Origin of the sequence: Aeromonas sp. A600620 (genome assembly GCF_029479985.1) — a bacterium.
GTDB lineage: Bacteria > Pseudomonadota > Gammaproteobacteria > Enterobacterales > Aeromonadaceae > Aeromonas > Aeromonas veronii_A.
In genome coordinates, this window is record NZ_JAAKXB010000027.1 from 1 (window position 1) to 14,579 (window position 14,579).

12 protein-coding genes and 2 tRNA genes are annotated in these 14,579 nt (G+C 57.0%); 5 read left to right on the forward strand and 9 right to left on the reverse strand.

Features of this window, described 5'->3' with window-relative positions:
* Positions 1 to 112 precede the first annotated feature (112 nt).
* Positions 113 to 189 (forward strand) — tRNA-Val (locus G5533_RS20295).
* Positions 190 to 358: 169 nt separating this feature from the next.
* Here the strand turns inward: G5533_RS20295 and G5533_RS20300 are convergent.
* The 6 genes from G5533_RS20300 to fadR all read right to left on the reverse strand — a co-directional run bounded on the left by G5533_RS20300 (position 359) and on the right by fadR (position 5,970).
* Complete coding sequence (locus G5533_RS20300; RefSeq protein WP_227342775.1) at positions 359 to 2,194, reverse strand: sigma 54-interacting transcriptional regulator; 1,836 nt, start codon at positions 2,192 to 2,194, stop codon at positions 359 to 361.
* Between the two features lie 283 nt (positions 2,195 to 2,477).
* Positions 2,478 to 2,942 carry a hypothetical protein gene (locus G5533_RS20305; protein ID WP_076491525.1) on the reverse strand — a complete coding sequence of 155 codons (465 nt, stop codon included), beginning with the start codon at positions 2,940 to 2,942 and terminating at the stop codon, positions 2,478 to 2,480.
* 265 nt (positions 2,943 to 3,207) lie between these two features.
* Positions 3,208 to 4,092 carry an AEC family transporter gene (locus tag G5533_RS20310; protein ID WP_139462790.1) on the reverse strand — a complete coding sequence of 295 codons (885 nt, stop codon included), beginning with the start codon at positions 4,090 to 4,092 and terminating at the stop codon, positions 3,208 to 3,210.
* Between the two features lie 12 nt (positions 4,093 to 4,104).
* Positions 4,105 to 4,662, reverse strand: a complete 558-nt coding sequence (locus tag G5533_RS20315; RefSeq protein ID WP_005336887.1) for a YaeQ family protein — start codon at positions 4,660 to 4,662, stop codon at positions 4,105 to 4,107.
* Between the two features lie 188 nt (positions 4,663 to 4,850).
* Positions 4,851 to 4,991, reverse strand: coding sequence for a TIGR02808 family protein (locus G5533_RS20320; RefSeq protein ID WP_005345965.1), 141 nt, complete (start codon positions 4,989 to 4,991; stop codon positions 4,851 to 4,853).
* 265 nt (positions 4,992 to 5,256) lie between these two features.
* Positions 5,257 to 5,970 (reverse strand): fatty acid metabolism transcriptional regulator FadR, encoded by a 714-nt coding sequence (fadR, locus tag G5533_RS20325; protein ID WP_026034983.1) that lies wholly within the window; start codon positions 5,968 to 5,970, stop codon positions 5,257 to 5,259.
* A gap of 333 nt (positions 5,971 to 6,303) precedes the next feature.
* On the opposite strand from fadR, the gene nhaB reads away from it, so the two are divergent.
* Both nhaB and dsbB read left to right on the forward strand, forming a co-directional pair.
* Positions 6,304 to 7,884 carry a Na(+)/H(+) antiporter NhaB gene (nhaB, locus tag G5533_RS20330; RefSeq protein WP_441255247.1) on the forward strand — a complete coding sequence of 527 codons (1,581 nt, stop codon included), beginning with the start codon at positions 6,304 to 6,306 and terminating at the stop codon, positions 7,882 to 7,884.
* Between the two features lie 98 nt (positions 7,885 to 7,982).
* On the forward strand, positions 7,983 to 8,504 hold the full coding sequence (gene dsbB, locus G5533_RS20335; protein ID WP_005336895.1) for a disulfide bond formation protein DsbB: 522 nt from the start codon (positions 7,983 to 7,985) through the stop codon (positions 8,502 to 8,504).
* A gap of 79 nt (positions 8,505 to 8,583) precedes the next feature.
* On the opposite strand, the gene G5533_RS20340 is transcribed toward dsbB, so the two are convergent.
* From G5533_RS20340 to uvrB, 3 genes are all read right to left on the reverse strand, one after another.
* Positions 8,584 to 9,231 carry a DedA family protein gene (locus tag G5533_RS20340; protein ID WP_441255248.1) on the reverse strand — a complete coding sequence of 216 codons (648 nt, stop codon included), beginning with the start codon at positions 9,229 to 9,231 and terminating at the stop codon, positions 8,584 to 8,586.
* A 178-nt stretch (positions 9,232 to 9,409) separates the two neighbouring features.
* On the reverse strand, positions 9,410 to 9,667 hold the full coding sequence (locus G5533_RS20345; protein ID WP_005360976.1) for a YkvA family protein: 258 nt from the start codon (positions 9,665 to 9,667) through the stop codon (positions 9,410 to 9,412).
* Complete coding sequence (gene uvrB / locus G5533_RS20350; protein ID WP_441255249.1) at positions 9,664 to 11,676, reverse strand: excinuclease ABC subunit UvrB; 2,013 nt, start codon at positions 11,674 to 11,676, stop codon at positions 9,664 to 9,666. Before uvrB ends, G5533_RS20345 begins: the two co-directional genes overlap by 4 nt.
* Positions 11,677 to 11,809: 133 nt before the next feature.
* On the opposite strand from uvrB, the gene G5533_RS20355 reads away from it, so the two are divergent.
* A tRNA-Asn gene (locus G5533_RS20355) sits at positions 11,810 to 11,885 on the forward strand.
* A gap of 773 nt (positions 11,886 to 12,658) precedes the next feature.
* Entirely contained in the window at positions 12,659 to 14,344 is a 1,686-nt protein-coding gene (locus tag G5533_RS20360) for an aspartate:alanine antiporter (protein WP_005345980.1), read from the forward strand.
* Positions 14,345 to 14,579 lie beyond the last annotated feature (235 nt).

A 14,579-nucleotide genomic window follows, 5' to 3' on the forward strand; every position in this document is an offset into this window, starting at 1 on the left:
TTTATAGCTCAGTTGGTTAGAGCACTACCTTGACATGGTAGGGGTCGTTGGTTCGAATCCAATTAAACCCACCACTTCTGCATAAAGAAATAAAAGTCGCATTGCGCACCCTGCGTCCTTAGCTCAGCTGGTTAGAGCATCACCTTGACATGGTGGGGGTCGGTGGTTCGAATCCACTAGGACGCACCAGATTAAAAAAGCCCGCTAATCGAGCGGGCTTTTTGCATTCTGCCATGCCGCCACTCCCCTGCCCCGCCACTCCGTTCAGCACAATTCGGCAATGGCGCAGAACCTTGTTCCCATAAAAAACCCGTGTCGTCTGATAAACGACACGGGCCGGATAGATGTCGCCAGCGCCTCAGCTCTGCACGGCAATCTCGTACTTCTTTATCTTGCGATAGAGGGTAGCAATCCCAATCCCCAGCGCCTGTGCGGCCAGTTTCTTGTTGCCGAGCCGCTGCAGGGTCTCTTCTATCATCTGTTTCTCCATGCTCTCAAGGCCGCTCTCACCCGGAACGGGTTCAGGCAGTTTCTCCGGCGTGGCAGCGAGCGGAACAGTGGCAGGTACATTGAACGCCGCATCCAGATTGGTCACCGGGATCGACTGGGCCGCCACGCGATGGGGCTCCTGATTGCGGATAATGTTGGGGGGCAGCAGGCTGGCGTCAATCACCTCGCCCGCCTGGCTGACGTTGACCAGATATTCGATGAGGTTGCTGAGCTCACGGACGTTGCCCGGCCAGCGATACCCCTTGAGCAGCGCCATCACCTCGGGTGCCAGACCAGGATAGACGATGCCAATGCGGCTGGTGTGCAGGTTGAGGAAGTAGTGGGTCAGCAGCTCCACGTCCCCTTCCCGCTCCCGCAGTGGCGGCAGGTTGAGGGGGATGACGTTGATGCGGTAGTAGAGATCTTCACGAAACTTCCCCTCGGCGATGTATTGATCGAGATGCTGGTGGGTGGCGGCGATGATACGAATATCCACCGGCACCGGCCGGCTGGCCCCGATGGGAGTCACCTCCCGCAGCTCCAGCACCCGCAGCAGCTTGGCCTGCATGGTCAGCGGCATGTCGCCAATCTCGTCGAGGAACAGGGTGCCCTGATGGGCCGCCTGGATCAGGCCCTGTTTGCCACCGCTGGAAGCGCCGGTAAAGGAGCCCTTCACATAGCCAAACAGCTCGCTCTCCAGCAGTTGTTCGGGAATGGCGGCGCAGTTGATGGCGATGAACGGCTTGTCCTGACGCGGACTCAGGCGATGGACAGCGCGGGCCACCACCTCTTTACCGGTGCCGCTCTCGCCACAAATCAGCACGCTGGAGGGGCTCTGGGCGATGCGGTGCAGCAGTCGCTTGAGGGTGCGCATCGGCTTGCTCTCGCCGATCAGCTGATCGATCCGCACATCCGGATCCGGCTCCTGAACCTGACCGGAGTGGGACTGGTGAAACGCCATCAGAAAGAGCTGCTGGCCCTGCACATGATGTAGCTGGCCGATGATCAGCTCCTGACGACCTTCAAAGGTGATGATGTGCTGAAGATGACCACTGAGCCCCTGTTGGGAGAAGGTGAGCGGGCGGATCCCCACTTCGCGCCCCTGCAGCTGTTCCTGCTGGCAACCCAGATGATGGAGTGCCACCTCGTTGGCGTAGAGCAGTTGACTCTTCTCATCGAGCAGCAGGCAACCCTGATCCATGTTGGTCATCAGATTGAGGAACACCTTGTTGACCCCGTCCGACAGCCCGCGTGAATCGAGCAACTTGGCTACAAAGATGGTGGAGATGTGGCGCACATAGTCACATACATCCTGCAGATTGTTGTTGAGGCGCGCCTGCTGCTCGTCGCTGAAGGCCACCAGACTGATCACGCCGATGCAGCGCTCGTCCACCATGATGGGCACCCCGAGGAAGGCGCGCTCACGGCAGCTCTCCTTGCAGGTACAGCCGTCACACACGGGATCATCGCTGGTGTGGGTAACGATCTTCTCCCGCTGGTTATCAATCACATAGCGCAGCAGGCGGGAATCCCCCTCCAGCTGACGTCCGAAGAACTTGCCATAAGGCCCGGTGCCAGCCACCCGAACCATATCGGCATCCACAATCTCGACCTCAAGCTGCAGCACACTCGCCAGCATCTTGGCAAAGCGCAAGATGGTCGGCTGGATCTGCATCAACAGACACTGGTTGCTCACGGATCTCATCCATCATTCCTTTTTGTTCTTGTTATCCTCCCCCTAAAGGGAGTCATGCTGGCCAGATACTAAGGGATATCAGGGGGAACTACTTCGGGGGGGATCACGAAAAGGGAAAATGATCCGTATCCTCCGTGACTTCAGAGGCACAGATAAAATTCAATAAAAACATAAAGATGAAAACACATGCAGCAAGATAAACCACTCGGTTCAGCCAAGCCTGCTGATCTGCGGAATCCATCGACAAATCATGCTGAAGGTGGGGAAAACAGCCACTGAAATGGCATTTGGCTCACGCGCCACGTACCTGTTTCAAGACTTGACACTCATGGTCGAAATCCGCTTTATCTTGCGGCTGAATGTAACTTTGCCAGCGGGCAAACAGCTCGGCCGTCGGATATCGATGCAGACGAATACCGGTGCGATAGAGTTTGGGAAAGAGCGGGTCTGGCTGGGATCTCACGACCAGACCGCGCAGCTTCTCGCCAGAGGGAATGGCAATCACCAACTCATCCCCCTCTTTCAGCCGTATGGCCCCCAGAATACCGATGCCGCCGATGGCTATGTCGCGCACTACCACATAGGGTACCGGATTGAGCAACTCCAGAAACCAGTTGCGACGGCTGCATTCTGCCTTGTAACCACCACCACTGAGGATAAAACGGCGGTGTCTGCGCCAGTCATAACCGGTAGGCAATGCCGGGTCATAGCGCGATTTTGCCTGCCCCACAGGATCAGATTGCTCACTTGTGCTCATCCGGTTTCCCTCACTGGCATTGGTTGAACAGTGTCAGTCAGCTCTTTTTCATACTATAGCTGTCGCCGTTATCCCTGGGGCTCAGGGCCGGATAAGGGGACGACAGATGTATCACGGAGGCAATGATGGACAGAGATGGCATGGAAAAGCTTGCTGATCCTGATAGGCTAACTTTCCCCTGCAAGGATGAGATGCGAACTACTGTGACTCGGTTCGATCAAGCAATTGGCCAGTGAGTCGCACCGTCGCACCAATGCAATCTGGCTTAGCCGGGCAGATGAAGTGCCAGCCAGACCGCCAGCGGGATCACCAGCACAGAGAGGGCATTGCCGCCGAGCACGATACTGGCCACCTTGTCCGGCTGGCAGTGATACTGCTCGCAGAGCATGTAATTCAACACCGCAGGGGGCAAGGAAACCGACAACATCAACAGCGGGATCCACTCCGTCTTGAGCGGCAACAGCCAGATCGCCAGCAGCAGCGACAATCCCCCCGCCAACAGATAGAGCAGGTTGCACTTGAGCGCGAGGCCAAGGTGATCAAGCTCTCCCTCCATCAGGCGAATGCCCAGCGCAAAGAGCATCAGGGGCACCGAGATCTGGCCGAGCAGCGAGGCCGTGGTCACCACATATTCCGGCAGCGCAATGTGCAGGTTGGCCACCAGCAAACCGGCCAGCGCGGCCCACAACACAGGGCTGCGCAGCCACAGCCAGCGGGAGGTATTGGCCGAGAGGATAAACATGCCGACCGAAAAGTGCAGCAGATTGGAGAGCACAAAGAGGATCACGATGGCCCCCAATTGCTGCTCGCCAAACGCCAGCACCATCAAGGGGATACCAAGATTGCCGGTATTTCGGAACATGGCGGGCAAGATCAGCGCTGCCCGCTCAATTCCTTTGAGTTTGAGCAGTGCGAGCAGCAGACCGGGTAACAGAATAACCAGCGCCCCCGCCGCAATCAGCGGCATATGCTCCGCCAGTGCCAGCGGATACTTGACCAGCGCGGAGAAGACCAGCGCCGGGGTAAACAGCTCGATATTGGCCCGATTGACGTAACCGAGCGCAGCCCCCGGTCGCAATCGCCCGTAGAGGGCGCCGAGCCCGACCACACCGAACACCGGAATGACGATATTGAGCAAGGCGCTGAACATGGGCGGCGTCCGTTACAGTTCGCGGGCCGGTTTGCCCATCAGCACCACCGGATCCAGCGTCACTTCCAGTGCACCGTTACTGACCCAGAGTTGACCATCGGAGATAGTGCAGGTGAGCTGCATGGTACGCTCGACCATGGCGGTCAGCGGCAGAGTCTGGCTGTCGGAGAGTTCGATGATGCTGAGGTTGTCATGCTGGCTCAGCTTGCCCTGGTTCTGCTTCCACCATACGCTGGTGCCACGACCGCCGTAGAGGTAGAGCACCACCTGACGGGCGCGGTTACAGGCCTTTTTCAGCCGTTTTTCATCGGGTTGGCCCAGCTCGATCCAGAGCTCTATTTCGTCCGAGTAGTTCTTGCACCAGAGCTCGGGTTCGTCATCGGCGCTCAATCCCTTGGTGAATTCCAGTCGCTCGGCGGCGTGCCAAGCAAAAGCCGCCAGCCGAATCATCATCCGCTCATCGGTTTCGGAGGGGTGGCGCGCCAGCGTGAGGGAGAAGTCCTGATACAGATTGCGATCCATATCAGACAAACTGATCTGGGCCTTGAATACGGTTGCCTTGAGAGCCATAGAAAACCTTGAACACCTGGATTAGAGAAGGGTGAGTGGGAAATACGGGCGCCAGTGTAATCAAAATCGGCGGCAGGTTCGACCATCCTGACCAAAGATTTCCCCTTCCCTGCCGGGATAAGTGCTTTAAAAAACACAAAAAACAAATGCCAGTCCGAAGACTGGCATTTGGCGGCATGAGAAGCGACTCACTTCTCGGCGGACTGTACCCCGAACGCGTTCAGCAGCATGCAACAGGTCACTGCCACCGCCACGAATCCGCTCAGAAAGATAAAGGGCATGGCCCCGTATCCCAGTACTGTCCAGATGGTGTGTTCAAGAAGACTCATTGTTGTGTCCTTCATCCGGTGAAAGGTGTGTTCCTTCTGGCGGATATTGGCTCCGCTCTTGATGCCTCCATTTGACCTCAATCAGCGGTTGGGTCCTATGCCACCAAAGTGATAAATGCAGGGTTCATTTGCGCTGGATCAAGATTTTTGGCCAAATATCCATGCAGTTCAAGCAATTACCACCGCCAATCAAGGATAGACACAAACACGGCAGAATAAAAAAACGCGCCGGATGGCGCGTTTCTTGGAAAGCACAGACAAGGGATCAGTTGTCGCACAGATCGCTTGGCATGTCCTGACGCAGGCGGGTCCACAGCTTGCCGGACTCGATACCGTACTGACGCACCGTCATGAACACGGCTTCGTGGTTCTTGGTCTCGGCCAGATTGAGCAGAGTCTTGTAGTAGGCATCTGCGGTCTCGCGAGCCTGCTTGTCGGAGAAGTAGTAGCTGCCGACCCGGCTGTACAACCCTTTGAAACCGTTCAGGATCAGGGCGTAGATCGGATTGCCGGAAGCAAACGCCAGCTGGTGGTGCAGGCGATAATCGAACTCGGCATAAGCCTGTGCGTTGTTCTCGACCCCATCGGCGCCACGCAGGATCTCGGCGGCCTGTTCCGGATTGTGACGGATCGCCCCGCGAATAAAGATGGTGCAGATGTGAGTACGGGCTGAGAGCAGCTGAGCTATCAGATCAGGTACCTTGTCCTGATCCAGACGGGCCAACGTCTCCAGAATATTGAGGCCGGACGTTTCCCAGAAATTGTTCACCTTGGTCGGCTTGCCATGCTGTATGGTCAACCAGCCATCACGGGCCAGTCGCTGCAGCACTTCGCGCAAGGTAGTCCGGGTCACCCCGATCAACTCGGATAATTCACGCTCGGCGGGCAGAATAGATCCGGGAGGAAAGCGATTGTTCCAGATGGACTCGATGATGTATTCCTCGGCAAACCCAGCTGGGCTCTGCGCTTTTATAACCATGAATTGACTCTGTTGTAATGCGTAAAAAGGCTGACGAATGATATCAAAGCGATGATGGCTGGCAAGCATAAGGTCAGTCCTCTGCTCACATATGGCAAATATAGTGTTGGGAATATGTATCTAATCGCCGCAGGGGAGCCAGCCAACCCCGACAAGGTGGTTATAAAACAGACACATGGGCAGAGATCCATCGGCTATCATTTATAATCGTCACGCTTTTTGATTAAAATCACGAGGAATCAGACAGATAAAGGCCAACATCCGGAGGCACAGGTCGAATCATCCTTGACTGCATAGAAGCAGATCCTAACAACAAAGTTGAGACCCAATATCATGCCAATAAGCCTAGGGCAGGCATTCGCCAAGAACTTCTTGGGCAATGCACCACAGTGGTATAAAAGCGCCATCTTGCTATTTCTGGCGATCAATCCGGTCGCTTTCTACCTTGATCCTTTCATTGCGGGCTGGTTACTGGTCGTTGAGTTTATCTTCACCCTGGCCATGGCCCTCAAGTGCTACCCCCTGCAACCGGGTGGCCTGCTCGCGATCGAAGCCGTGTTGATCGGCATGACCTCCGCCGATCAGGTCAAGCACGAGCTGGTCGCCAATATCGAAGTGCTGCTGCTGCTGGTGTTCATGGTGGCAGGCATCTATTTCATGAAGCAGTTGCTGCTTTATGTCTTCACCAAGCTGCTGATCGGCGTTCGCTCCAAGATCCTGCTCTCCCTCTCCTTCTGTCTGGTCTCCGCCTTCCTGTCAGCTTTTCTCGATGCACTGACGGTCATTGCCGTGGTGATCAGCGTTGCCACCGGTTTCTATGCCATCTATCACAAGGTCTCTTCCGGCAAGGAGTTTGGTCACAGCCATGACCATACCGATGATAAGGAAGTCGCCGAGCTCAATCGCCAGGATCTCGACGATTTTCGTGCCTTCCTGCGCAGCCTGATGATGCATGCCGCTATCGGGACCGCGTTGGGCGGTGTCTGCACCCTGGTGGGCGAGCCGCAAAACCTCATCATCGGCGAGCAAGCCAGCTGGAACTTCGCCGAATTTGCCATTCGCATGTCCCCCGTGACCGTCCCCGTCTTTATCTGCGGTCTGCTGACCTGCGTGTTGGTGGAGCAGTTTCGCTGGTTTGGCTATGGCGCCCGCTTGCCGGACACAGTGCGCGCCATCATGGAGGAGTACAACCGCTACGAAGAGGCAAAACGCAGCCCGCAAGACAAGGCCAAGCTGATCGTTCAGGCATTGATTGCGGTCTGGCTGATCGTCGGTCTGGCCATGCACCTGGCAGCCGTTGGTCTGATTGGCCTCTCGGTCATCGTGCTGGCCACCTCCCTGACCGGGATCACCGAGGAGCACTCGCTGGGTAAAGCCTTCCAGGAGGCACTCCCCTTCACCGCCCTGCTGGCGGTCTTCTTCAGCGTGGTCGCCGTCATCATCGATCAGCAGCTGTTCAAGCCGGTGATCCAGCTGGTACTGGCTGCCAAGCCGGAGAACCAGCTGGCTCTCTTCTATCTGGCCAATGGGGTGCTCTCCATGGTCAGTGACAACGTCTTTGTCGGAACCGTCTACATCAACGAAGTCAAGACTGCCCTGCTCAATGGCGCCATTGACCGCGCCCAGTTCGATCTGCTGGCGGTAGCCATCAACACAGGTACCAACCTGCCATCGGTCGCCACCCCCAATGGTCAGGCCGCCTTCCTGTTTATGCTCACCTCGGCATTGGCGCCGCTGCTGCGCCTCTCCTATGGCCGCATGGTCTGGATGGCGCTGCCCTACACATTGGTGCTGGGGCTGATCGGCTTTTTCTCTGTCGAATTGCTGCTTGGTCCTGCCACTGAGTGGTTCTATCAGCACGGATGGCTGGTGATGGAGAGTGCGTTGCCAGCGGTACAGCCGGCACTGCATTAATCCGTTGCGACGGTTTCCGAGGGCCCTTTCAGGGCCCTTTTCTTTTCGGTTCCGCTCTGCTCTAATTCAGCCACTGTTTTTTCTGAGAGATCAATGAGATGATCGAGTTTCTCCGCCGTATCGCCGCCCATCGGCTGGCCTGGGGTCTGTTGGCAGCATCAGCCCTGTTCCTCGAGTTGTGCGCCCTCTTCTTCCAGCATGTGCTGGGCCTCTCCCCGTGCGTGATGTGTGTTTACGAACGGTTGGCGACCCTGGGTGTGCTGGCCGCTGGACTGCTCGGCATGGTGGCGCCGGATAAGTGGTATGTTCGCTGGAGTGCCATGTTGCTGTGGGGCTACAGTGCCTTCCGCGGCTTCCAGCTGGCCCTCAAGCATGTGGACTATCAGGTCAACCCCTCCCCGTTCAACGTCTGCAGCCCGTTTGCCGACTTCCCGAGCTGGGCTCCGCTCGATCAGTGGCTCCCCTGGCTCTTTATGCCGGAAGGGGATTGTGCCCAGATCACCTGGCAGTTCTTCGGTTACTCCATGCCCCAGTGGCTGGTCGTCATCTTCGCCGCTTACCTGTTGGTCTTCACCGTAGTGGCCATCGGCAATCTGGTGAAAGGGCGTTGCTGCAACTGATCATCATGGCCGTGTGGAGATAAAAGGGGGGAGCCATGATGGCTCCCCCCTTTCTCGTTCTGGCTGACCGTATTTCTGGTTACGCCCTGGCAGTGCTCATCTTGGCCTTGACCGCGCCAATTACCATGGGCAACAGGGAAATACCGATGATGCCGAAGATCAGCAGGGTAAAGTTGTGACGCACCACCGGCAGGTTGCCAAAGAAGTGGCCCGCATAGACGAACGACAGCACCCACAGCAGGCCGCCAACCAGGTTGAACGCCAGGAAGCGCGGATAGGTCATGGCCCCCATCCCTGCCACGAACGGCGCAAAGGTACGCACGATAGGCAGGAAACGGGTGATGATGATGGTCTTGCCACCATGTTTGGCATAGAAAGCGTGGGTCTTCTCCAGATAGTCGCGGCGGAAGATTTTTGAATCCGGGTTGCGGAACAGCTGCTCGCCAAAGAAGTGACCAATGGTGTAGTTGACCACATTGCCCAGCACGGCAGCAATGATCAGCACGACCGCCAGGGTATGGACGTCCAGCACGCTGCCCACGGTAAGCGCACCGGCGGCAAACAGCAGGGAGTCACCCGGCAGGAACGGCGTCACTACCAACCCGGTTTCACAGAAGATGATCAGAAACAGGATGGCGTAAACCCAGACGCCATAGTTCTCGAACAGCTCTTTCAAATGCACATCAACGTGCAGGATAAAGTCGATTGCAAAGAGGATCAGATTCATTTTTCCATACCCATAAAGTGAACGGCGTGGAGTCTACGCCAATGCCATCCGGGCGACAATCACCGGGCCAGCCTCTTTTTCATCCTGCTGTGCCCACCTTCAAATGAAACCGTTTTTCCGCTTCCTTCGAGGGTGGGAGCATAAAGAGAGAAGCCGAGTATGGTGTTGAAAAGGTGAACTAGGAGGCCTGTTCCAGATCGCTGCGCACTGCAGGGGGCAGGCAACGCTCCCAGCCCCATAGCAACACCAGCAGCAGGGTCACATCATCGAACCAACCCAGCAAGGGCACCACGTCGGGGATAAGATCCACCGGACTGATGCCATAGAGCAGGATAAGGATCACCAGTCCCCTCGCCCACCAGGGGGTACCGGGATGGCGAAAGCCCTGATAGAGACGACGAAGTCGTTGCCAAATCAGCCAGCGTTTACGGCTCATGATTCGATCAACTCGCTGCGCAGCCGCTGGATCTGATCCCGCAGTGCCGCCGCCTGTTCGAACTCCAGATCCCGGGCATGTTGGAACATCTGCTCCTCCATCCGCTTGATCTCTTTGGCAATCTCGCTGGCAGAGCGGACATGGTATTCCCCTTGCGGCTCGGCTGCCTTGCGCATCCCCTTGCCAGGTTGGCCTGCCGTGCGGCTGCCTCCCATGTCCATCACATCGCCAATGGATTTGTTGAGCCCTTTGGGGGTGATCCCATGCTTGAGGTTATGGGCATGCTGCAAGGCGCGGCGCCGCTCGGTCTCCTCAATGGCTACCTTCATCGAGTTGGTGATGGTATCGCCGTAGAGAATGACCTTGCCGTTGAGGTTACGCGCCGCCCGGCCGATGGTCTGGATCAGCGAGCGGGTCGAGCGCAGGAAGCCCTCTTTATCCGCATCCAGAATCGCCACCAGCGACACCTCCGGCATGTCGAGACCTTCCCGCAGCAGGTTGATGCCCACCAGCACATCGAACTTGCCAAGGCGCAGATCGCGGATGATCTCCACCCGTTCGACCGTGTCGATATCAGAGTGGAGATAGCGCACCTTGACGTCGTGCTCCGCCAGATACTCGGTCAAGTCTTCCGCCATCCGCTTGGTCAGGGTCGTGACCAGCACCCGTTCCTCGACGGCGACCCGCTTGCGGATCTCGGAGAGGAGATCGTCCACCTGAGTAGTCACCGGACGGACCTCGATCTCCGGATCGAGCAGGCCGGTTGGGCGCACCACCTGCTGCACCACATCGCCGCCGGATTTCTCCAGCTCGTAGGGGCCGGGAGTCGCCGAGACAAACACCGTCTGCGGCATCAGCGCTTCAAATTCGTCGAACTTGAGTGGCCGGTTGTCCAGCGCCGAGGGGAGCCGGAAGCCGTACTCCACCAGGGTCTCCTTGCGGGAGCGGTCCCCTTTGAACATGGCGCCAATCTGCGGCACCGTGACGTGGGACTCATCGATGATGAGCAGGCCATCCCCTGGCAGGTAGTCAAACAGGGTGGGCGGCGGCTCCCCCGGCGCACGGCCGGAGAGGTAGCGGCTGTAGTTCTCTATGCCAGAGCAGTAACCCAGCTCCTGCATCATCTCCATGTCGAACTGGGTGCGCTGGCTGATGCGCTGCTCCTCCACCAACTTGTTGAGAGACAACAGTTGCTCGCGGCGACTGCGCAGCTCCTCCTTGATATGCTCTATGGCCCCCAGAATGGTCTCGCGCGGGGTGGCGTAGTGGGTCTTGGGGTAGATGGTGTAGCGCACTACCGTCTGCTCGATAGCGCCGGTCAGGGGATCGAACTGGGAGAGGCGCTCCACCTCTTCATCAAACAGCTCTATCCGCAGCGCCAGCTTGTCAGATTCGGCAGGGTAAATATCGATGACTTCACCGCGCACCCGGAAGGTGCCGCGCTGGAACGCCATGTCGTTACGGGTGTACTGCAGCTCGGCGAGACGGCGCAGGATATCCCGCTGGTTGATCACATCCCCCACTTTGAGATGCAGCATCATGCTCAGATAAGCCTGGGGATCCCCCAGACCATAGATGGCCGACACCGAAGCAACGATCACCACGTCGCGCCGCTCCAGCAGAGCCTTGGTGGCGGACAATCGCATCTGCTCGATGTGATCGTTGATGGAGGCATCCTTCTCTATAAAGGTGTCGGTGGTCGGCACATAGGCTTCGGGCTGGTAATAGTCGTAGTAGGAGACGAAATACTCCACCGCGTTGTCGGGGAAGAACTCCTTCATTTCACCATAGAGCTGGGCGGCCAGGGTCTTGTTGGGAGCCAGGATCATGGTCGGGCGGTTCAAGGTGGCGATGACGTTGGCCATGGTGAAGGTCTTGCCCGAACCAGTCACCCCTAGCAGGGTCTGATGAGCCAGCCCCGACTCGATGCCATCCAGCAGTTGGGCAATCGCCGCGGGCTGATCCCCGGCGGGTTGAAACTGGCTGGCTAACTTGAACAATTTGCTCATGAACACTCCCGACACAAAACAGCAGAGGAGCAGTGTAACCGAGGGTTTGGCAGCGGTACACCCGTGCCATCATCCCGCGAATGGCTTGACCACCCAGGACACCTTCTGTATGATGCTCCTCCTTGCCTGATGTTCCCCCGTAGTTCAGTCGGTAGAACGGCGGACTGTTAATCCGTATGTCACTGGTTCAAGTCCAGTCGGGGGAGCCAAATTCCTCACCATCTCGGTGCAAGTTATCCACTTTAGTGCCCTCTCCAGCCAATTTTAATGCACAAGATCCTTCTTGCTGCTGACGCTCCCTTTTGTTACCCGTCCCGGCTCGACAGAGTTTTCTCCTGTCGCATCTAACTATTTGATTTTTATACAAACATTTTTCTTCCGGTATTTTTTGAACAGCCCTTGCATCCCAGTACTGGCGCGGCTTTCAGGGCGATGAACAAGTTTCATAAACAGGGTTATCCACAGATTCTGTGGGTAAGTGCAGCAAGCCCTGTCAGGACGCGGGATTGCCTGTTATCCCCTGCAACAGGAGACCATTTTACAGGCTAACCTGATTTTATTCTGTTTTGTCCCACCCTCTGTAACTGTTGATTAACAGGCTCTATTGGCACTTTCCGGAGATATCTTTTTGCCAGCCCTTTCCCCATATGGGAATGACGCTAGTATCTCGTCATTTGACTCTTTTACGACCAAGAGAGCCCCAGGTTGAATCTGCTGAAACCGATCTGTGGCGAAGCGCTAGACAGCAGAATCTAAAATCTCACCCATGACAGTGCAAGCCCGGCTGCAACCAGCATGTTTCACTAATTGACAACGGGAAGGAGAGCAAAAATCACCTGCTTTTTTCCGATGCTCCCCTTATCCCGCCGCCTGCTCATTAAATAGCGTCCGATAACTTCCGATTAATCCCCCCTTATGCTTCTTTATTAGTGATAGATACGGCACAATATCGGCCCCACTTTTTTCCTCGGTTTTTCCGGGCATGACTATAGATTTTGTGACACTGCTGCATCAAAGCGACTCCCTGCTGCTCTTCGTGGTATTGGCCTTCGGCCTGCTGCTTGGCAAAGTGCGGATTGGCAACTTCCAGATTGGCAACACCATAGGTGTGCTGTTTACCGCCCTGCTGTTTGGCCAGATGGGTTTCGAGTTTACTGCCACCACAGAAAACGTCGGCTTTATGCTGTTCATCTTCTGTGTGGGGATTGAGGCTGGCCCCCACTTCTTCAGCGTCTTCCTGCGCGATGGCATCCACTACATCACCCTGACTCTGGTGATCTTGCTGACAGCTCTGCTGCTGACAGTGGGGCTGGCCAAGTTCTTCAATCTGGGGCCGGGCATGGCGGCGGGGATCCTGGCGGGTTCCCTCACATCGACCCCGGCGCTGGTGGGTGCACAGGATGCCCTGCGCAGTGGTCTGCTCAACCTGCCCCATCAAACCGATATGCAGGCGGTACTCGACAACATGGGCATCGGCTACGCCCTGACCTATCTGGTGGGTCTGGTGGGTCTGATGCTGGTGGTGCGCTATCTCCCGTCACTGGCACGACTCGATCTCAATACCGAAGCGCAAAAGATCGCCCGTGAGCGGGGTCTCTCCGACAGCGACAGTCGCAAGACCTATCTACCCATCATCCGCGCCTATCGGGTTGGCCCCGAACTGGCAGCCTGGATCGGTGGCCGTACCCTGCGGGAGACCGGCATCTACCCCCATACCGGCTGCTATGTTGAGCGGATCCGCCGCAACGGTATTCTCGCCAGTCCCGATGGGGATGCCGTCATTCAGGAAGGGGACGAGATCGCCCTGGTGGGCTATCCCGAGAGCCACGAGAAACTGGACGTCAACTACCGCAACGGTAAAGAGGTATTTGATCGCAACCTGCTCGACCTGCAGATCGTCACCGAAGAGATAGTGGTGAAAAACGACGCCGTGGTCGGCCGCCATCTGGTGGAGCTCAACCTCACCGAGAAAGGGTGCTTCCTCAACCGGGTGGTACGCTCCCAAATCGAGATGCCGTTCGATCGCAACATCATGTTGCAAAAAGGCGATGTGCTGCAGATCAGCGGCGAGAAACAGCGGGTCAAACTGCTGGCCAACAAGATCGGCTTTATCAGTATCCACAGCCAGACCACAGATCTAGTGGCTTTCACCACCTTCTTCGTGCTCGGCTTGCTGATCGGCTCCGTCTCGCTTGTGTTCGGCCAGATTGAATTTGGCCTCGGCAACGCCGTCGGTCTGCTGTTGGCTGGTATTCTGATGGGGTATCTGCGGGCCAACCACCCCACCGTGGGTTACGTACCGCCCGGAGCCCTGCGACTGGCCAAGGATCTCGGTCTTGCGGTCTTTATGGTGAGCACCGGCCTCAAGGCGGGTGGCGGCATTCTGGATCACCTGAGCGAAGTGGGTGCCGTAGTGCTCTTCTCCGGCATGTTGGTCACTACCCTGCCGGTGCTTGTCGGTTATCTGTTCGGGGTCTGGGTATTGAAAATGAACCCGGCGCTGCTGCTCGGCGCCATCACTGGTGCCCGTACCTGCGCCCCCGCCATGGATGTGGTCAACGAGGCCGCCAACAGCTCCATTCCGGCGCTTGGCTACGCAGGTACCTATGCGGTGGCCAACGTGATGCTGACGCTGGCAGGCTCCTTTATTATCGGCTTCTGGTTCTAACCAGTAACCATCAAATTACCGCTAACAAAGAAGGGAGCCTCAGGCTCCCTTCTTGCTATCTGCCTTTCTCCCAAGATGCGAAGCAGGCTTATTGGTGTGATCTCACCTGACACCAACCATCAGCGCTGAACTCTGCCCCCTATCCTACAATGGTTGACGCTCTGCTCTGCTCTGCTCTGCTCTGCTCTGCTCTGCTCTGCTCTGCTCTGCTCTGCTCTGCTCTGCTCTGCTCTGC